The following is an 18,351-nucleotide window of genomic DNA, read 5'->3' as shown; positions in this document are numbered from 1 at the left end:
GCGCCTCCTCCATTCTCACCGATCGGGGCTAGCCGGACGTACGCGCAGCGAAGAACGCGTTCGCGCGTCGCGTGTAGAGCAGCGCCAGCATGACGATCGCCCACAGGATCTCGAGGATCCCGCTGAAGAACTGCAGGCTGAACAGCAGAATGACGCCGCTGATCGCGTTGAGGATCATGACGACGGTCACGAGCCCGCGCGCGAACCGGCTGCCGTTCAACAACCCGCGCGCGACGATCAGGATGACGATGCCGAGGATGATCGCCAGGATCGCCGAGGTCGTGATCCCGGCCACCGCCCCTGCGTCCGACGACGGCACCATCGAGGTGCGCGTGAACAACGTGACCACGCCGCCGATGATGTTCAGGATTCCGTTGAGGTAGGCGAGCACGGCCACGAAGGTGACGGAACCGGGACGGTTGGGCACAGGGTCCTCCTGACGTTGTGCTGCGAGGATAGCGCGCGTGGTCGCGGCCAGGACAGGGTCGCCGTTCGCGGCGGCCGATGTCGGTGGGCCGTGGGAGGCTGGAGCAATGGCTGGCGTGCGCTACGAGTTCGAGACGGAGTTGTTCCGCTGGGAGGCTCGGCGCGACGTCTGGGTGTTCGCCCGGCTCCCCGACGACGTGTCGGAGGAGATCCGGCTGCAGCCGCACCCGCCCGCAGGGTTCGGCTCGGTCAAGGTGATGGTCACGCTCGGCCGGTCGCGCTGGTCGACGTCGGTGTTCCCCGAGAGCGCCGACGGGGCGTATGTCGTCGCGATCAAGGGCGAGGTGCGCCGCCGCGAAGGTGTCGGGGCGGGCGACCGGGTGGCGCTGGGTGTGGAGACGATGCTGTAGGGCCTGGATCGCTTGCCTGCGGTTCAGAGCCCGCGCCGACGGCTCACGAGCTCGAGGTGCTGAGCGGTCTGACGCAAAGCCGACAGCAGGGTGAAGCCGGCGAGGGCGTCCCAACCGCCCGTCCAGGTCAGCCCCGAGGCGACCTCCCATACCGTCGCGCCGCTGCTCGCCGCGACGTCGTCGGTGCGGCGCCGGTGGTGGGCGGCGAGGGCGGCGCAGCGCTCGCGCACGCCCGTGAACGGGTTCTCGTGGCCGGGCAGCGCCAGAAGGGTGCCGCGGTCGAGCGCGGCTGTGCGGTCGAGCGAGGCGAGGTAGACCGCGATCGGATTGGTGTCGACGGGTCCGCCCAGTCCGAGACCGGAGTTGACGGACGGCAGGATGTGATCGCCCGTGAAGAGGAGGCCGGCTTCCTCGTCGTGCAGGCAGAGGTGGCCGTCGGTGTGGCCGGGCGTTCCGACCACGCGCAGCCGGCGGCCGGGGACGTCGAGCAGCTGTGCGTCCACCAGCACGCCGTCCAGCACCTCGTCGAGCGCGGCGGCCGGTACGGTCGGGACCGCTGCGGCGGCGAGGAGCTCGGGCCGGCGGTTCTCGGGCACACCCCAGGCGTCGAGGTCGGGGGCGGGGACGCCGGCGGCGATGCGGCCGAGCGCGGCCCGCTCGCGCTCGTGCAGCAGCACGCGGGCACCGGGTTCGGGCGCGCAGCGCGGCGGCGCCCCCGGCGTGGTCTGCGTGGAGGTGGGTGATGACGACGGAGCCCACCTCGGCATCGCCGATCGCAGCCTCCAATGCCGCAACCGCCTCCGCGGTCGGTGAGCCGGGGTCCACGACGTGGACGCGCCCGTCGACGTCGTCGATCAGGTAGGCGTTGCTGAACGGAAGGCCGGTGCCCGGCGGCATCGGGACGCGCACCCTCCGCACGCCGTGCGCCACCGGCTCGGGGACGGGAGACGTCATCCCCTCACGCTAGCGGACGACGCGCGCACGCGAACGGGCCGCGCACCCGAGGATGCGCGGCCCGTCGTGCAGTCGATCTCAGCCGGCCAGCAGGCCGAGGGTGTCGACCACGCGGTTCGAGAAGCCCCACTCGTTGTCGTACCAGGCGACCACCTTGACGTGGCGGCCGTCGACGCGGGTGAGCTCGGAATCGAAGATCGACGACGCCGGGTTGCCGGTGATGTCAGACGAGACCAGGGCGTCCTCCGAGTACTCGAGGACACCTGCCAGCTTGCCCTCCGCGGCTGCGCGGTAGGCCGCGAGGACCTCGTCGCGGGTGACGTCGCGCGACACCACGGTGTTCAGCTCGACGATCGAGCCGACCGGGACGGGCACGCGGATGGAGTCGCCGGAAAGCTTGCCGTCGAGGTTCGGCAGCACCAGGCCGATCGCCTTGGCGGCGCCGGTCGTGGTGGGGACGATGTTGACGGCGGCGGCGCGGGCGCGACGCGGGTCGCGGTGCGGACCGTCCTGCAGGTTCTGCTCCTGCGTGTACGCGTGCACGGTCGTCATGAAGCCGTGCTCGATGCCGGCCAGGTCGTCCAGAACCGCAGCGAGCGGGGCGAGGGCGTTCGTCGTGCAGGAGGCGTTCGAGACGATGGTGTGCACGGCGGGGTCGTAGGCGTCGGTGTTCACGCCGAAGGCGAGGGTCACGTCGGCACCGTCGGCGGGCGCGCTCACGAGCACCTTCTTGGCCCCAGCCTCCAGGTGGGCGCGGGCGGCGGTCGCGGAGGTGAAGCGGCCGGTGGACTCGAGCACGATGTCGACGCCCAGCTCGCCCCACGGAAGCTGCGCCGGCTCGCGCTCGGCGAGCACGCGGATGCGGCGGCCGTCGACCACGAGCACGTCGCCGTCGACAGAGACGGGACGGCCGAGACGGCCGGCGGTGGAGTCGAACGCGAGCAGCTTCGCGAGGGCGGCGGGCTCGGTGAGGTCGTTGACGGCGACGACCTCGAGGTCGCTGTCGCGCTCCAGGAGGGCGCGGAGCACGTTGCGGCCGATGCGGCCGAATCCGTTGATGGCGATGCGGGTCATGCGGGGGAATCCTTTCGATCGCACCCAGCCTCCGCCCTGGCGCCCTCCCCCACCAGCGGCGTGAACGCCACCGTTCGAAAGATTCCCGCCAGCGCCGAGATTCGTCACGAATCTCGTGATTCGTGGCACGAATGTTCGGATTCGTCACGAATGTCCCGACCTCTTCGCCAGCCGGCAGCGTCGGGGATTCGTCACGAATGTCGCGATTCGTGGCACGAATGTTCGGATTCGTCACGAATGTCCCGACCTCTTCGCCAGCCGGCAGCGTCGGGGATTCGTCACGAATGTCGCGATTCGTGGCACGAATGTTCGGATTCGTCACGAATGTCGGGATTCGTGGCACGAATGTTCGGATTCGTCACGAATGTCGCGACCCCTCCGGCGAACGGCAGCGTCGGGGATTCGTCACGAATGTCGGGATTCGTGCCACGAATGTTGGGATTCGTGACGAATGTCGCGGAGGTCAGTCGTCGGTGCCGGCGAAGGTGCGGCGGTACTCGCTGGGCGTCGTGCCGAGGATGCGCTGGAAGTGCAGCCGCAGGTTCGCCCCGGTGCCGAGCCCCACGTCGGCGGCGATCTGTTCGACGCTGCGCTCCGAGCGCTCCAGCAGTTCCCTGGCGACGTCGATCCTGGCGCGCATGACCCACTGCATCGGTGTGTACCCGGTGTCCTCCACGAAGCGGCGCGAGAACGTGCGCGGCGACACGGCGGCGCGCTGCGCGAGGAGGTCGAGCGAGAGCGGCTCCCCCAACCGGTGCAGCGCCCACTCGCGGACGGCGGCGAACCGCTCGCCGAGCGGCTCGGGGACGCTGCGCGGCACGTACTGCGCCTGGCCTCCGCTGCGGTAGGGCGCGGCCACCAGACGACGGGCGGCGTGGTTGGCTGCCGCGATGCCGAGGTCGCCGCGGAGCACGTGCAGACAGAGATCGATTCCGCTGGCCGCACCGGCGGACGTCAGCACCTCCCCCTCGTCCACGAAGAGCACGTTCTCGTCCACCCGGATCTGCGGGTACCGCTGGGCGAGCGCGCGCGTGTAGTGCCAGTGCGTCGTCGCGCGCTTGCCGTCGAGAAGGCCGGTGGCGGCCAGGGCGAACGCGCCGGTCGAGATCGCCGCCAGCCGGGCGCCGCGGGTGTGGGCGGCGAGCAGCGCGTCGACCACGGCCTGCGGTGGGTCCTCGCGGTCGGGGTGACGGTAGCCGGGCAGGAACACGATGTCGGCCCACTCCAGTGCTCTCAGTCCGTGCGCCACGTGGTACGACAGCCCGTCGCCGCCGGTGACGAGGCCGGGGGCCGCGCCGCACACGCGCACCTCGTATGGCATGCTCGCGCGCGTGGTGAAGACCTGCGCGGGAATGCCGACGTCGAGCGGCTTCGCGCCCTCGAGCACGAGGACGGCAACGCGATGCAGACGGTCGGACACAGGATCAGGCTAGCGTCGCTGCGGCGACCGAGGCGGCGACGCAGGCGGCTCGCCGCCGCGCCCCGACGCACAGGCGCGGACCCGCCGGCGCAGGACGAGGATGAGCGCGCCGACGGCGATGAGCAGCACCGCAGCGACGGGGCCGCCGATTCCCAGGACAGACCCGGTATCGGCGAGCGCGGTCGGGCCGTTCGCCGCGCGTCTGAGGCGTCGGGACGGAGGTCAGCCCGAGCTCAGCAGAGCGGGGTCTCCGGCCGAATCCGGGCAGCCCGCAGAGCCCGCGACACGCCTACTCTGGATCCTGTCTACGCCGACTCCCGACGCCGACGCCCGAACGAACGAACGAACGAACGAACGAACGAAACAATGGGATGGAGTTTCACCAACCTCACGACGGCGACCTCCGGGGCGCCGCTCGCCGTCTACCAGCCGACGGCGTGGCTGTTCGCGCAGTCCACGCGGCACGTCGTATTCCAGGGGTACACCCCAACAGCCGGGGGCGACGGCCAGCTCTACGAGCTGTACTGCAGCGGGGGCGACGACTGGAACGTGAAGAACCTGGTCGCCGAGGCGGACGGGTTCCCGGTCGGCACCAACGCCAAGGGTTACATCTGGGCGCACCAGGGCTCGCAGCATGTGGTCTACCAGGGGCTGCGGCTCGACGGCCGCGTGCACGAGCTCTGGTACACGGAGGACGACGGCTGGAACCACAACGACCTGACCGCCGCCGGCAACGCGCCCCTCACGCTGTCGCAACCGTTCGGGTACGAGACCTTCTACGACGGCTGCCAGCGGGTGGTCTACCACGCGCGGGCGATCGGCGGAGGCGGCGTCCACGAGCTGCGCAACACGGGCGACGGCTGGCACGACGCGGACCTGACGACATCGATCGGAGCTCCCCTGTGCGCCGGCGATGCGGCCCCCACCGGGTACGCGTTCGAAGACCAGAAGACCGCGCACGTGCTCTACCGCACCGAGCAGGGTCACATCGTGGAGCTCTGGGAGGACGGCTCGGGCTGGCACTGGGGCGACCTCACCGCGATCACTGGAGCGCCGGTATCCAGCGACGCAGAGACTGTGACCGGCTACGTGTTCCGCGACCAGGGCACGCAGCACATCGACTACGTCGGAGGCGACGGCCACCTCCACGAGCTCTGGTGGGCGGCCGACGGCTGGCACCACAACGACCTCACGGTCGCGGCGGGCGCCGCCGCACCGTTTCCGACCTCCAGCCCGGCGGGCTACGCGTTCGAGGCAGGACTCTTCCAGCCCGTGGCGACCCAGCACGTGATCTACACAGGGCACGACGAGATGGTCCACGAGCTGTGGTGGCGGGAGGACGCCTGGCACACCAACGACATCGGTGCCCTCGTCGGCGCTCCGCCGATCGTCGGCGGCCCTGTCGCGTTCGTGGAGGTCGACGAGGGCACGCAGAACGTGTTCTACCTCAGCGACGCGCACCAGCTCATCGAGTTGCGGTGGACGGTGTGAGGGCGGGTCACAACTCCACGTCGGCCGCCGTCGCGACCGCGAACTCCTGGCCCGGATAGCGCAGGCCGGAGAAGTACCGGTTCGTGTGCGCGACGATCTGCTCTCCGGTGATCGTCACGCCCTCCCACTCGGCATCGGTCGTCGTGTGCGCGTCGCCGACGAGCACGACGTCGTAGCCGCGGACGGCGGCGCTCTGCGTCGTGGTGCGGATGCAGAAATCGCTCTGGGCGCCGGCGACGACCAGGCGGGTCGCGTCGAACGACTCGAGCACCTCGTCGAGGTCGGTGCCGGCGAACGCGTCCCGGTACTCCTTGCGGAGCCGCGGCTCGCCCGGTGCGGGAACCAGGCCGTCCGCGAGCTGCCACGGTGCGCTCTCCCACCGGAGGTCCTCCGCCTCGTGCTGCACCCAGACGACCGGGGTGCCAGCGGAACGGGCGCGGTCGACGAGCATCGCCGTCCGTTCGACGACGCCGTCGGCGTCGGCGCACCCGGGGAGCACCCCCTTCTGCAGGTCGATCACGAGCAGGACGGTCGGGTTCGTGTCGGTCACCCGACCATCCTCGCACCCTCGGCAGGGCAGGATGGGACAGTGCCAACCTCCGCCCTCCCCGTCGTGGTCGTCGCCGCCGTGATCGTGCACGACGACTCGGTACTCGCCTGCCGCCGGGCGGCGCACAAGGATGCGGCGGGGCGCTGGGAGTTCCCCGGCGGCAAGGTGGAGGCCGGCGAGACGCCGCAGGAGGCCCTGGCCAGGGAACTGCGCGAGGAGCTCGGAGTCGCCGTGCGTGTGGGCGCGCTCCTCGATCGGACGGTCACCGGGTCCGTCGATCTCGCCTGCTACGCGGCGACGCTCGCCGGGCCGCCTCCGGTGTCCTCCACGGATCACGACGCGCTGGAATGGCGACGCCCTGGTGCACTCGCCGAGCTCGACTGGGCGCCGGCGGACCTGCCGGCGGTCGCGGTGCTCGGCGCGCTGCCGTGGGAGGAGCTTGCGGCGGCTGCGGGGAGGTCGACGGCGGGAGCGACCGAGGAGTCGACAGACGAGGAGCCGACATGAAAGCGCTGTACTACGAAGCATTCTCCGGGCCGATCACCGTCGCCGAACTGCCGGTGCCCGAGGTGCCGGACGGCGGAGCGCTCATCCGCGTCGCCGCGTCCGGGCTGTGCCGCAGCGACTGGCACGCGTGGGCCGGTCACGACGACACCGTGCACCTCCCGCACGTTCCGGGCCACGAGTTCGCCGGGGTCGTGGAGGCCGTCGGCGCCGGTGTCGGACGCTGGCGCGCAGGCGACCGCGTCACCGCGCCGTTCGTCAACGGCTGCGGGCACTGCGAATGGTGTCGGGCCGGCCAGGCGCAGGTCTGCCCCGACCAGACGCAGCCCGGATTCACGCACGCGGGATCGCACGCCGAGTTCGTCGTCGTGCGCGCCGCCGACCTCAACCTGGTCGCGCTGCCCGACGGACTCCCCGACGCGGCCGCGGCGGCACTCGGCTGCCGGTTCGCCACCGCGTACCGGGCGCTGACGGCGCGCGCCGGGCTCGGTCCCGGGGAATGGGTGGCGGTGTACGGCGCAGGCGGGGTGGGCCTCAGCGCCGTCGCGATCGCGCGCGCGCTCGGCGCGCGGCCGATCGTGATCGACCGCTCCCCCGCCGCGTTGGCGGCCGCGGCCCGCGTCGGCGCGGAGCACACCCTCCAGGCGGGTCCAGGCGTCGCAGAGGCCGTGGCCGAGCTGACCTCGGGCGGCGCCCACGTGGCGGTCGACGCCGTCGGCTCGGCGGAGACCGCGGTCGCGGGCGTGCTGTCGCTGCGCCGACGCGGCCGGCACGTGCAGATCGGCCTCCTCGCCGGCGGTCTGCCCGTGCTTCCGCTCGACCGTGTGATCGCGTGGGAGCTCGACGTGCTGGGCAGCCATGGGATGGCCGCGGCCGACTACCCGGCAATGCTCGCGCTCGTCGCCTCCGGCGCTCTGCGCCCCGACACCCTCGTCGGCCGCACCGTCGGGCTGGCGGAGGCCGCACGCCTCCTCCCCCTGACCGAGCCGGCGGCCGGCATCACGGTGCTCGACCCGACGCGCGCGTAGCGACTCCCCGACGTTTGCCGCAAATGTGGCACTACCGCGCCCGCGAAGTCGGCGGGAATTCGGCGGCGGCGGGCCGGATCTGTGCGGTGCGTCGCGGCAGGATGGTGGCATGCGCCTCGCCGACATCACCGTTCCCGACTCCGCCGCCTCCCGCGCCGCCCTCGAGCTGGCCAGCGAGTACCACACGCCCTCGCTCCTGAACCACGTGCTCCGGTCGTGGGTGTGGGCGGAGGCGTTCGCCACCGTGGAGGGCCTGCACGGCATCGACCGCGAGCTGTTGTATGTCTCGGCCGTGCTGCACGACATCGGGATCGTCCCGGCGTTCGACAATCACACCCTGGCCTACGAGGACGCCGGCGGTCACGTCGCGAGGGCACTGACGGCGGGCGCCGGGTGGGGGCCGGAGCGGCGCACCAGGGTGCACGAGGTGATCGTGCGGCACAACTGGCCGGACGTCGATCCCGCGCTCGACCCGGAGGGTCACCTGCTGGAGGTCGCGACGGCCCTCGACATCTCCGGCGTGCGTCCCGACGTCCTGCCGCGGGAGTTCCTGCGCGAGGTCGTCGCGGTCCACCCGCGGCTCGACCTGGCGGCCGAGTTCACCGCGTGCGTCACCGATCAGGCGGCGCGCAAGCCCACGACGGCCGCACACCGCATCGTGGAGCGCGGCGTCGCCGAGAAGCTGCGGCGCAACCCCCTGGAGTCGCTCGGCTGAGGGGCACGTATCCTCGACTGGTGACCTTCCCGCCTCCGACCGTCGAGCGCGCCGCGCAGCGGCAGACCGTGCAGCTGCCGCCCGGGCAGTGGCGCGCCCGCGCCGCAGCGCACGCCGAGCGCGCCGACGCGCTCACCGCCGGTCATCGCGCCCGCGCGTCGCGCGGAGAGAAGCACCCGGTCGAGGACTTCCTCTTCACGTACTACTCATACTCTCCTGCGATGCTCCGGCGCTGGCATCCCGGCCCCGGCGTCGAACTCCTGGACGCCGCCGACGATCCGCGCGCGTCGTGGCGCTGGTACACCGACGGGTCGACGCCCGGATCCCTCGTGGTCGATCGCGCGGCGATGGAGGCCGAGAAGGCGCCGCAGCTGGCGACCGTCGAGCGGATCCTGCGCTCCACCGCGGCGCGGCCCGGCCGGTTCGGGTGCTTCGGCCTCCACGAGTGGGCGATGGTCTACCGGCAGGGCGAGCACCGCCACGACGTGCCGCTCCGCCTCGGGCAGGCCGCGACCGATGCCGTCGTGGAGGCCGGCGAGCTGCGCTGCACCCACATCGACGCGTTCCGCTTCTTCACACCGGACGCCGTGCCGCTCAACCGGTTCGCGCCGACGCGCGAGACCCAGCCGGAACTGGAGCAGCCGGGCTGCCTCCACGCCGGGATGGACGTCTACAAGTGGGCGATGAAGCTGGGTCCGCTCGTCCCGGGCGAACTGCTGCTCGACACGTTCGAACTCGCCCGCGACATCCGGCTGCTCGACATGCAGGCCTCCCCCTACGACATGCGGCCGTGGGGCGCCGAGCCGGTACGGATCGAGACACCGGAGGGCAAGGCGGAGTACGTGCGCCGCCAGCGCGCGTTCGCCGAGCGGTCGAACGCGCTGCGCGCCCGCATGCTGGGCGCGTGGCTCGGCGGCGACGCCGAGCGCGACGCCTGCTAGCCGCCGTTGCCGCCGCCCGCGCCCGTCCCGGTGCCGCCTCCGCCGGTCAAGCCGCCCGTGCCCGTGCCGCCGCCTGCGCCGCCGCCGTTGCCGTTCCCACCGCCGTTGCCGTTCGTCGGCCGCTGCGTCGGGGTGCCGGTCGACGGCCCCTGGGCCGGCTGGCCCGAGCTGAGCTGGATGGTCACGCTCGATCCTCCGTCGACCGTCGAGCCGGCCGACGGGTCGGTCCCGGCGACAGTCCCCGCCGGCTGGTCGCTTGCAACCGGGGTCGGGTCGACCGTGACCGAGAGGCCGAGGGCCTGCAGCAGCTGGGTCGCCTGGTCCGTCGTCTTGCCCGCGACGTCCGGGATGGACACCTGGCTTCCGTAGAGCACCGAGCTGTCCGGCTTCGGGAAGGCATCACCCTTGTAGAGCGCGTCGAGAGCCTTCAGGATCGGCTTGGCGATCGAGAACTTGACGTTGCCGCCGTTGATCCCGTCGAAGGACAAGCTGCGCAGCGGGGTCTTGCCTGACACGTTGCCGACCCAGGTCGCCTGGGCCACCTTCGTGGTCGAGGTGATCATCCAGTTCTGCAGCGAGTTGTCGGTGGTTCCCGTCTTGCCCATGATCGGGGTGCCGTCGTATGGGTTGGCGCTGGCCGCCGTCCCGCCGCCGCGCATGACGCCCTGCAGCGCGTAGGCGATGCCGGACGCGATGTTCTTCGGCAGGCCCTGCGTGCACGTCGAGGGGCTGACTTTGTGCGGCGTCCCGTCCGCGTTGATCACCTTGTCGATCGCGATCGGCGTGCAGACCGTGCCGCCGTTCGCGATCCCCGCGTATGCCGTCGCCATCGTGAGCGGTGCGATGTTGTTCGTCCCGAGGATCATCGACGGGTACGAGTTGAGCTGGTCGCCGGTCTTGGCGGGGTGGACACCCAGGTTCTGCGCCGCCTTGAGGATCGAGCACAGGTCGGTCTTGGTCGCCATCATGGCGAACGCCGTGTTGACGGACTCGGCCGTCGCCGACATGACCGACAGCCGGCTCGCGGACCCCTCGTCGTTGGACACCGGCCACGGCGGCCCGGAGACGGTGCCGCAGCTGCTCGAGAAGTCGGACATCGGGAAGGTGTGCTGGGAGGCGTCGACGGTCTCGTAGAGGCTGTGGCCGCCCTCCAGCCAGCCGGCGAGGTCGAACGCCTTGAACGTGGACCCGGTCTGGAAGCCCTCCGACCCTCCGAAGGCCTCATCGGTGTTGTAGTTGACCGCCGTCGTGCCGTCCTGCGCCTGGTCGGTGTTGTTGAACGCGCGGTTCTCGACCATGGTGACGATGCGGCCGGTGCCGACCTCCACCGACACGTTGGACGCGCCGAGGTCGATGCCGGAACGGGAGGCCGGGATGTACTTCGACAGCGACTGCTGCGCGACGCCCTGCAGGTCGAGGTTGAGGGTCGTGTAGATCTTCAGGCCGCCGCGGTTCAGGGTGCCCCAACGATCGGCACTTGTCTTGCCGTACGCCGGGTCGTTCAGGATCACGTCGCGCACGTAGTCGCAGAAGAACGCCGCGTTGTAGCTCGCCGCGGTGGCGCACCCGGAGCTCGCGGGGGCGATCGTCGGCGTGATCGCGGTCTTCTTGGCCGCGTCCCGGTCGGCCGCCGTGATCTTGTGGTTGATGTACATGCGGTCGAGCACGTAGTCGCGGCGGTCCTTCGTCAGCGCGTAGCCGTTGGCCGCGCCGTTGTCCTTGTTCTTCGGCTGGTCGATGCGCAGGTTCGAGGGGTTGTTGACGATCGCCACCAGCGTCGCCGCCTGCGGGAGGGTGAGCTGGGCCGCCGTCGTGTTGAAGTAGTACTCGGCGGCGGCCTCGATGCCGTACACCTGGCCGCCGAAACCGACGACGTTCAGGTAGCCGAGCAGGATGGCCTGCTTGCTGTACTTCTTCTCCAGGCCGACCGCGTACCGCATCTCCTGCACCTTGCGCTGCAGGGTGACGCCGGCGGCGTCGGCGTAGCAGGCCTGCACCTTCTTCTGGTCGGTGAGCGCCTCGCACTTCTCGACCTCGACGTTCTTCACGTACTGCTGCGTGATCGACGACCCGCCCTGCACGCTTCCCCCGACGACGGTCGAGAGCGCACCGCGCACGGTGCCGAAGAGGTCGACGGCGCCCTCGCTGTAGAACCGCGGATCCTCGGCGGAGGTCGTCGCGTCCTTGACGACCTGCGCGACGCCGTCCCAGCCGACGTCCTTGCGGTCCTGCGCGTAGAACTGGGCGATCGGCACGGGCTTGCCGCCGGTGGTGGCGAACACCGTCGAGTTCTGGGCGAACTGCTGGATGTTCAGATCTGCGGGGAGCTTGTTGAAGTCGCTGATGCCCGCAGCAGCCGCTACGCCGGCTCCCAGGAAACCCGGAAGAAAGAACAGTGCGGAGAGCACGGCGGCGACGACCGCGAGCGCGACGAACTGGACGATCGCGCGGTTACGGGTGCGCGGAGTACGCAGCTCGAACCGCTTCAACGGCTCGAGACGCTCGTCGATCGCCTGAAGGCGCGGCGAATTCTGGAATCTGTCCGGGATGGGCACGGGTCCACGCTTCCAGGGTCGGCTGTGCGGGCGGTTGGGAGACGCACAGTACCCCTTTGCGGATTTTCAGGAAGGGTGGCACAAACGAAACGGCACGACATGCCGTCCTCCAGAGTGTGGAGGCGGCATGTCGTGCCGTTTCGGATGCGCTGGCCGCTATGCGGCCGCCGCGAACACCGCCTGCGGGCGCACCGTGAGCGTCTCGCCGCTCGCGTCGACGACGACCGTGCCGCCGTCGGCGACCTCGCCGGCCACCAGGAGTTCGGCGATGCGGTCGTCGACCTCGCGCTGGATGACGCGGCGGAGCGGGCGGGCGCCGTACTCCGGCTCGTAGCCGGCGTCGGCGATCCACTGCACGGCCGCGTCGGTGACATCGAAGCCGATGCTTCGGTGGGCGAGGCGGCCCGCGGTCGCCTGCAGCAGCAGGCGGACGATGTCGCGCAGCTGCTCGGCGTCCAGCTTGCGGAACAGCACGATCTCGTCGATGCGGTTCAGGAACTCGGGACGCATGGCCTCCCGCAGCTTGCCCATCACGCGGTCGCGGATGTCCTTGTCGGACGCGAACCCGTCGGAGCCCATCGGCACGAAGCCGAGCGCGCCGCTGCGGGATGCCAGGAACTCCGAGCCGATGTTGGAGGTCATGATCACCACCGCGTTGCGGAAGTCGACCGTGCGGCCCTGGCCGTCCGTCAGCCTGCCGTCGTCCAGCACCTGCAGCAGCAGGTTGAACACGTCGGGGTGCGCCTTCTCGATCTCGTCGAACAGCACCACCGAGTACGGGTTGCGGCGCACGCGCTCGGTCAGCTGACCGGCCTCGTCGTAGCCGACGTACCCGGGAGGGGCGCCGACCAGACGCGCGACCGTGTGGCGCTCGCCGAACTCGCTCATGTCGAACCGGATCATCGCCTTGTCGTCACCGAACAGCGACTCCGCCAGGGCCTTGGCCAGCTCGGTCTTGCCGACACCGGTCGGGCCGAGGAACAGGAACGATCCCACCGGTCGGCGCTCGTCGCCGAGGCCGGTGCGGTTGCGGCGCACCGCCTTCGCGACGGCCGCCACCGCGTCCTCCTGACCGATCACGCGCTCGTGCAGCTCCGACTCGAGCGCGGCGAGGCGCTCGCGGTCGGCGTCGCCGATGCGCGTCACAGGGATGCCGGTCGCTCGCGAGATGATCGCGGCGATCTCCGCCTCGTCGACGACCGCGTCGACAGCCGCGGCGTGCCGGGCCGTGCCGAGCTCGTCGATCGAACGCTGCACCGCCTCCATCTCGTCGCGGAGGCGCGAGGCCTCCTCGTAATGCTCGCTCGCCACGGCCGAGTTCTTCTCGGACTCCAGGTTCGCCAGCTTCTGCATCAGCTCGGACGCGTCGACGCGCTTGCCCAGCGACAGGCGCAGCCGCGCGCCCGCCTGGTCGATCAGGTCGATCGCCTTGTCGGGCAGGAAGCGGTCGGAGATGTAGCGGTTCGACAGTTCGACGGCAGCACGGATGGCGTCGGGTGTGTAGCTGACGCCGTGGTGCTCCTCGTAGGCGGCGCGCAGGCCGTCCAGGATGAGCACCGCGTCCTCCACGCTCGGCTCGCCGACCGTCACCGGCTGGAAGCGGCGCTCCAGCGCCGGGTCCTTCTCGATGCGGCGGTACTCCTTGAGCGTGGTCGCCCCCACCAGGTGGAGGTCGCCGCGCGCCAGCCGGGGCTTCAAGATGTTGCCCGCGTCCATCCCGCCGGACTCGCCGGACCCTCCGGCGCCGACCACGGTGTGCAGCTCGTCGATGAACACGATCAGCTCGTCCTTGCCCGCGCTGATCTCGTCCATGAGCTTGGTGAGCCGCTCCTCGAAGTCGCCACGGTACCGGGTACCGGCGACCATCCCCGCCAGGTCGAGCGCGACGACCTTCTTGTCGCGCAGCTGCTCCGGCACGTCGCCTGCGACGATCGCGCGGGCCAGGCCCTCGACGATCGCCGTCTTGCCGACGCCGGCCTCGCCGACCAGCACGAGGTTGTTCTTCGTCCGGCGGGACAGGATCTCGACGGTCTGCTCGATCTCGTCGAGCCGGCCGATGACCGGGTCCAGGCCGCCGTCGCGCGCGAGCGCGGTGAGGTCGGTGCCGAACTGGTCGAGCATCGGGGTGGTGGAGTCGCTCGCGGTGTCCGCAGCGGTGGGCTCGGCGCCGGCGCCGACCGTCGAGGCCTGGCGCATCGCGCTGGTGAGCGCGTCGGGGGTGACACCCGCGGCCTGCAGGACCTGCCCGGCAGGCGCGTCCTGACCGATCACGAGCGCGAAGAACAGGTGCTCGGGGTCGATGTAGGTCGAGCCGGAAGCGCGGGCGACCTGGTACGCGTGGAACAGCGCCCGCGAGGCGGACGCGGTGATCGAGGCGCCGTCGGCGTCGAGCGGATCGCCGGAGGCCGGGAGGCGCTGCTCGGCGGCGTCGGCCACCGCCTTCGGGTCGACACCGATGCGGCGCATGGCGTCGGCCGCCGGCTCCTCCCCCGCCATCACGCGGAGGATGTGCAGGGAGTCGAGCTCGCGGTGGCCGTGCTCGAGGGCGTAGCGGCCCGCCTCGGCGAGCAGTTCCTGCGTGCGCCGGCTGAGGAAGCGGCTGATGTCGATGGAGCGCGCGGCGCGGGCGCGCTCGCCCGCGAGGTAGCGCGAGAGGAACTCGTCGAACGAGTTCTCGCTGCCGCCGTCGGGGGTGAAGTTCTCGGGCACTTGATCTCCTGTTTCTCAAAGTTGAGCTATGTGCACTCAAGTTCAACACTGAGGCGGGAAGGTTATTCCCGCCCCACGGAAACAGCCCACGCGACCGCGGTGTACGGTCGGCGGCATGGAGAAACCCCGGGTCGTCATCGTCGGAGACGGGGTCGCCGGCGCGGCGACGGCGTTCGCGCTGGCACGTCGCGGCGCGGCGGTCACCGTCGTCGACGCCGGATTGGTCGGCCGTGCGACCGACGCCGGGGCGGGGATCGTGCAGCCGTGGAGCACCACCTCCGACGGCGGGTTCTACGAGCTCTACTCGGCGGGCGCGGACTTCTACCCCGAGCTGATCGAGCGGCTGGCGGAGGCCGGAGTGCACGACATCGGGTACCGGCGCTCCGGAGCGCTCGTCGTCAACCGCGACGCGTCGGTGATCGAGGAGGTCGAGCAGCGGGTGCGCGTGCGCGCGGCGGCCTCACGGACGGCCGGGGACGTGCGGCGGGTCGACCCCGGCACGGCGCGGGAACTGTTCCCGCCGCTGGCGGACGGCTACCACGGCCTCCACATCTCCGGCGGCGCCCGCGTCGACGGACGGGCATTGCGCACCGGACTGCTGGAGGCGGCGGAGGCGCACGGCGCGACACGCGTGGAGGCCGGAGCGGAGCTGACCGACGACGGGGCCGTCACGGTCGACGGCTCCGCCCTTACCGCCGACGCGATCGTGGTCGCCGCCGGAGCGTGGACCGACCGCGTCCTCCGCCCGCTCAGCGTGCGCGTGCGTGTGGAGCCGCAGCGCGGCCAGCTCATCCACCTGCGGGTCGACGCCGATACCCGCAACTGGCCCTCCGTGCACCCCGTGGCGCCGCACTACCTGGTCGCGTTCGACGCGGGACGCATCGTGGCGGGAGCGACCAGGGAGACCGGCTCCGGCTTCGACGCGCGGGTCACCGCCGAGGGCGAACGCCAGGTGCTGGAGGACGCGCTCGCCCTCGCACCGGGGCTCGCCGGGGCCAGCGTGATCGAGACCCGGGTGGGGCTGCGGCCGCTGCCGGAGGGCGACCTCCCGACCGTCGGGCCCGTGGACGGCCGACCCGGCATCTACGTGAACGCCGGCTTCGGGGCGGGCGGGCTGACGATGGGACCGCTGGTCGGAGACCTGCTCGCCGAGCGCGTCCTCGCCGAGTGCGGTTGAGCTGGCTCGGCCCGCGTGCCGGGCGCTCGACACCGAGACTCCATCAGACGTTCACCAGCGTCTTGGATCTTTCTGGGGACCGGTGGGTTTGACTTGCGGAACGACGCTGATTCGAGAGGACGGTGCCGACCCATGTCTGTCACGATGCTGCGGCCGGCCCCCACCGGCAGGGCCGTGCGCGCGACCAGCCCCGCAGTGCTCGCGGCACTTTTCGGCGTCCTCGCGACCGTACTCTCGGCCACCGGATCGTGGATCCCGTCGCTCTGGGGCGACGAGGCGACCAGCATCATGTCGGCCCAGCGTCCGCTGTCGTCGCTGTTCGTCATGCTGGGGCACGTGGACGCCGTCCACGGCGCGTACTATCTGGGCCTCCACCTGTGGGGGCACTTCTTCGGCTTCTCCCCTTTCTCGGTGCGACTGCCGAGCGCCATCGCCGTTGGACTGGCCACGGCGGCCGTCGTCGTGCTGGCGGCGCGGCTGCGCGACACCCGCACGGCGGTCGTCGCCGGTCTGGTCTGCGCGATCCTCCCCCGCGTCACCTACATGGGCGAGGAGGCGCGGTCGTTCGCCTTCTCCGCCGCGATCGTCGCCTGGCTGACCGTGCTGCTGATCACGGCACTCGGGCGGGAGCGGCCACGCGCGGGCTGGTGGGTCGGCTACGGAGCGCTGCTCGCGGTCGGGACGTACGTGTTCCTCTACACCCTGCTCTTCGTACTGGTCCACGGCGTCGTGATCGCGGCCTCCCGCGCCCCGCGCCGGGTGGTCGTCGGGTGGCTGTGGGCCGTGGGCTGTGCGGTCGTCGCCGTCGTCCCCCTGCTGATCGCCGCCGTCGGACAGCATCACCAGATCGCGTACCTCGGCGTCGTGCAGCAGCTGGCCCCGCTGACGCTGTTCAGCGGCCTCTGGTTCGGCGGCGGTTGGCCGTTGGCGATCGCCGGCTGGGCGCTCGTCGTGCTCGCCGTGGCCATGGAGGCCCGCCGGCGGGTGCTGGCGCGCAGGGCACTGCCGGCCGGTGGCCCGGGATCGAGGTTGTTCCTGCCCGTCCCGTCGTCGGGGCCGTCGCTGGTCCTGGTCGCCCTCACCTGGCTGCTGCTGCCGACGGTGGTCCTGATCGCGTTGCAGCCGATCGTGCCCGACTTCACAGCCAGGTACGTGTCGTTCTGCGCGCCGGCGGTCGCGCTGCTGGTCGCCTGCGGCATCGATGACCTGCTGCGCTGGCGGTGGTGGGCCGGCGTCGTCGCGGGCGGACTGGTGCTGGCGCTCAGCGTTCCGCTGTACGTCGGCCAGCGCACCCTCTACGCCAAGAACGGCAGCGACTGGGCGGAGGTGTCCGCCGCTGTCGGCGCGAACGCCCGCCCGGGAGACGCGGTCGTGTTCGACGAGGGCGCGCACCCGTCGAAGCTGCCGAGGCTTGCCCTCCACACCTACCCCGCCGGCTTCGCCGACACCGCCGACGTCACGCTCGCAGTACCGTTCGCGAAGAACACGACGTCGTGGCGCGACAGCGCCTACTCGGTGCGGCACGCCGCGGACCTCGGCCGGTTCGACGGCATCGACCGCGTCTGGCTCGTCGAGTACGCCGCGACCCCCTCCACACCGGACCACTACGGCGTTGCCGACCTCACCGCGCTCGGCTTCCACCAGACCGGCACGCGCATCACCACCCACCACGAGCTGGTGGCGCTCTACGAAAGGACCCGATGATCCTCCCGTCACTCCTCCACACCGGCCTCCTCGATCCGCAGGGCATCATCCAGGCCGCCGGGCCGTGGGCGCTGCTCGGAGTCTGCGCGATCGTGTTCGCCGAGACCGGCCTCCTGCTCGGCTTCTTCCTGCCGGGTGACACCCTGCTGTTCTTCGCCGGCGTCCTCACCCTCACCGGTCGGATCCCGCAGCCGCTGTGGCTGGTCATCGTCGCCGTCGCGATCGCAGCGATCGCAGGAGGCGAAGTGGGATACCTCATCGGGCGCAAGACGGGCCCCGCCGTGTTCGACCGCCGAGAGTCCGGGCTGTTCAGCCGGGCGAGCGTCGCGCGCACGCAGGGCTTCTTCGACCGGTGGGGATCCGGAGCCGTCGTCGTCGCCCGGTTCGTCCCCGTCGTGCGGACGTTCGCACCGGTGGCTGCCGGTGTCGGCCGGATGCGCTGGGGCGTCTTCAGCGCCTTCAACGTGATCGGCGCCGCCGTGTGGGCGGCCGCCGTCGTGCTGATCGGCTACGGCCTCGGCCACATCCCCGGCGTCGCCGACTTCGTTTCGAAGTACCTCGACCTGGTGCTCATCGCGATCGTGGTGCTCTCGGTCGGCCCCGTGATCGTCCGCGCCATCACCCTGCGCCGCCGCCGCCGGACCCGCACCGACACCTGACTCCCGCCATCGCTTCCTCACTTCCTCCCGTCCC

General features: G+C 71.4%; 16 protein-coding genes and 1 pseudogene. 9 read left to right on the top strand and 8 right to left on the bottom strand.

The window, feature by feature from the left end:
• Positions 1-28: 28 nt before the first annotated feature.
• On the bottom strand, positions 29-427 hold the full coding sequence (locus JNB50_RS01295) for a hypothetical protein (protein WP_208038294.1): 399 nt from the start codon (positions 425-427) through the stop codon (positions 29-31).
• Between the two features lie 106 nt (positions 428-533).
• Here JNB50_RS01295 and JNB50_RS01290 point away from each other — a divergent pair, with 106 nt between their 5' ends.
• Positions 534-836: a DUF1905 domain-containing protein gene (locus tag JNB50_RS01290; RefSeq protein WP_208038293.1), complete on the top strand. Its 303-nt coding sequence runs from the start codon at positions 534-536 to the stop codon at positions 834-836.
• 23 nt (positions 837-859) lie between these two features.
• Here JNB50_RS01290 and JNB50_RS01285 read toward each other — a convergent pair whose 3' ends face one another.
• The 4 genes and pseudogenes from JNB50_RS01285 to JNB50_RS01275 form a co-directional block, all read right to left on the bottom strand.
• Positions 860-1,603, bottom strand: coding sequence for an MBL fold metallo-hydrolase (locus tag JNB50_RS01285; protein ID WP_279553306.1), 744 nt, complete (start codon positions 1,601-1,603; stop codon positions 860-862).
• A pseudogene (locus JNB50_RS25385) lies at positions 1,494-1,733 on the bottom strand (MBL fold metallo-hydrolase); the annotation flags it as partial. The gene JNB50_RS01285 and the pseudogene JNB50_RS25385, both read right to left, overlap by 110 nt.
• Before the next feature lie 135 nt (positions 1,734-1,868).
• The gene (gene gap, locus JNB50_RS01280; RefSeq protein ID WP_208038292.1) at positions 1,869-2,864 is read right to left on the bottom strand and encodes a type I glyceraldehyde-3-phosphate dehydrogenase; all 996 of its coding nucleotides are present in this window, start codon (positions 2,862-2,864) and stop codon (positions 1,869-1,871) included.
• A 463-nt stretch (positions 2,865-3,327) separates the two neighbouring features.
• Complete coding sequence (locus tag JNB50_RS01275; protein ID WP_307794555.1) at positions 3,328-4,284, bottom strand: helix-turn-helix domain-containing protein; 957 nt, start codon at positions 4,282-4,284, stop codon at positions 3,328-3,330.
• Between the two features lie 366 nt (positions 4,285-4,650).
• Here JNB50_RS01275 and JNB50_RS01270 point away from each other — a divergent pair, with 366 nt between their 5' ends.
• A complete protein-coding gene (locus tag JNB50_RS01270; protein ID WP_208038291.1) occupies positions 4,651-5,775 on the top strand; it encodes a hypothetical protein in 1,125 nt (374 codons plus the stop codon).
• A gap of 7 nt (positions 5,776-5,782) precedes the next feature.
• On the opposite strand, the gene JNB50_RS01265 is transcribed toward JNB50_RS01270, so the two are convergent.
• The gene (locus JNB50_RS01265) at positions 5,783-6,325 is read right to left on the bottom strand and encodes a cysteine hydrolase family protein (protein WP_208038290.1); all 543 of its coding nucleotides are present in this window, start codon (positions 6,323-6,325) and stop codon (positions 5,783-5,785) included.
• Positions 6,326-6,364: 39 nt separating this feature from the next.
• Between JNB50_RS01265 and JNB50_RS01260 the strand changes: the two genes are divergently transcribed.
• From JNB50_RS01260 to JNB50_RS01245, 4 genes are all read left to right on the top strand, one after another.
• On the top strand, positions 6,365-6,832 hold the full coding sequence (locus tag JNB50_RS01260; RefSeq protein WP_208038289.1) for a (deoxy)nucleoside triphosphate pyrophosphohydrolase: 468 nt from the start codon (positions 6,365-6,367) through the stop codon (positions 6,830-6,832).
• Positions 6,829-7,857: an alcohol dehydrogenase catalytic domain-containing protein gene (locus tag JNB50_RS01255; RefSeq protein WP_208038288.1), complete on the top strand. Its 1,029-nt coding sequence runs from the start codon at positions 6,829-6,831 to the stop codon at positions 7,855-7,857. The genes JNB50_RS01260 and JNB50_RS01255 overlap by 4 nt, the downstream gene beginning before the upstream one ends.
• 109 nt (positions 7,858-7,966) lie before the next feature.
• Positions 7,967-8,572: a cyanamide hydratase gene (locus tag JNB50_RS01250; protein ID WP_208038287.1), complete on the top strand. Its 606-nt coding sequence runs from the start codon at positions 7,967-7,969 to the stop codon at positions 8,570-8,572.
• A gap of 68 nt (positions 8,573-8,640) precedes the next feature.
• Entirely contained in the window at positions 8,641-9,513 is an 873-nt protein-coding gene (locus tag JNB50_RS01245) for a 3-methyladenine DNA glycosylase (protein WP_374222232.1), read from the top strand.
• Here JNB50_RS01245 and JNB50_RS01240 read toward each other — a convergent pair.
• Together JNB50_RS01240 and JNB50_RS01235 are read right to left on the bottom strand one after the other, a co-directional pair.
• Positions 9,510-12,068: a transglycosylase domain-containing protein gene (locus JNB50_RS01240; RefSeq protein WP_208038286.1), complete on the bottom strand. Its 2,559-nt coding sequence runs from the start codon at positions 12,066-12,068 to the stop codon at positions 9,510-9,512. The genes JNB50_RS01245 and JNB50_RS01240 overlap by 4 nt on opposite strands.
• Before the next feature lie 156 nt (positions 12,069-12,224).
• The gene (locus tag JNB50_RS01235; RefSeq protein ID WP_307794554.1) at positions 12,225-14,777 is read right to left on the bottom strand and encodes an ATP-dependent Clp protease ATP-binding subunit; all 2,553 of its coding nucleotides are present in this window, start codon (positions 14,775-14,777) and stop codon (positions 12,225-12,227) included.
• 115 nt (positions 14,778-14,892) lie between these two features.
• Between JNB50_RS01235 and JNB50_RS01230 the strand changes: the two genes are divergently transcribed.
• The 3 genes from JNB50_RS01230 to JNB50_RS01220 all read left to right on the top strand — a co-directional run bounded on the left by JNB50_RS01230 (position 14,893) and on the right by JNB50_RS01220 (position 18,317).
• Positions 14,893-15,954, top strand: coding sequence for an FAD-binding oxidoreductase (locus JNB50_RS01230; RefSeq protein WP_208038285.1), 1,062 nt, complete (start codon positions 14,893-14,895; stop codon positions 15,952-15,954).
• 132 nt (positions 15,955-16,086) lie between these two features.
• Complete coding sequence (locus JNB50_RS01225; protein ID WP_208038284.1) at positions 16,087-17,658, top strand: glycosyltransferase family 39 protein; 1,572 nt, start codon at positions 16,087-16,089, stop codon at positions 17,656-17,658.
• Positions 17,655-18,317: a DedA family protein gene (locus tag JNB50_RS01220; RefSeq protein WP_208038283.1), complete on the top strand. Its 663-nt coding sequence runs from the start codon at positions 17,655-17,657 to the stop codon at positions 18,315-18,317. Before JNB50_RS01225 ends, JNB50_RS01220 begins: the two co-directional genes overlap by 4 nt.
• Positions 18,318-18,351 lie beyond the last annotated feature (34 nt).

This window comes from Leifsonia sp. TF02-11, from assembly GCF_017565305.1.
Taxonomy (GTDB): domain Bacteria; phylum Actinomycetota; class Actinomycetes; order Actinomycetales; family Microbacteriaceae; genus Leifsonia.
This window is presented reverse-complemented; position numbering and strand designations above follow the sequence as displayed.

What these genes read in the sequence shown, in the direction of transcription:
- JNB50_RS01290 (WP_208038293.1), top strand. Translation starts at nt 534, where the DNA reads ATGGCTGGCGTGCGCTACGAGTTCGAGACGGAGTTGTTCCGCTGGGAG.
- JNB50_RS01285 (WP_279553306.1), bottom strand. Translation starts at nt 1,603, where the DNA reads ATGCCGAGGTGGGCTCCGTCGTCATCACCCACCTCCACGCAGACCACG.
- gap (WP_208038292.1), bottom strand. Translation starts at nt 2,864, where the DNA reads ATGACCCGCATCGCCATCAACGGATTCGGCCGCATCGGCCGCAACGTG.
- JNB50_RS01270 (WP_208038291.1), top strand. Translation starts at nt 4,651, where the DNA reads ATGGGATGGAGTTTCACCAACCTCACGACGGCGACCTCCGGGGCGCCG.
- JNB50_RS01255 (WP_208038288.1), top strand. Translation starts at nt 6,829, where the DNA reads ATGAAAGCGCTGTACTACGAAGCATTCTCCGGGCCGATCACCGTCGCC.
- JNB50_RS01250 (WP_208038287.1), top strand. Translation starts at nt 7,967, where the DNA reads ATGCGCCTCGCCGACATCACCGTTCCCGACTCCGCCGCCTCCCGCGCC.
- JNB50_RS01230 (WP_208038285.1), top strand. Translation starts at nt 14,893, where the DNA reads ATGGAGAAACCCCGGGTCGTCATCGTCGGAGACGGGGTCGCCGGCGCG.
- JNB50_RS01225 (WP_208038284.1), top strand. Translation starts at nt 16,087, where the DNA reads ATGTCTGTCACGATGCTGCGGCCGGCCCCCACCGGCAGGGCCGTGCGC.
- JNB50_RS01220 (WP_208038283.1), top strand. Translation starts at nt 17,655, where the DNA reads ATGATCCTCCCGTCACTCCTCCACACCGGCCTCCTCGATCCGCAGGGC.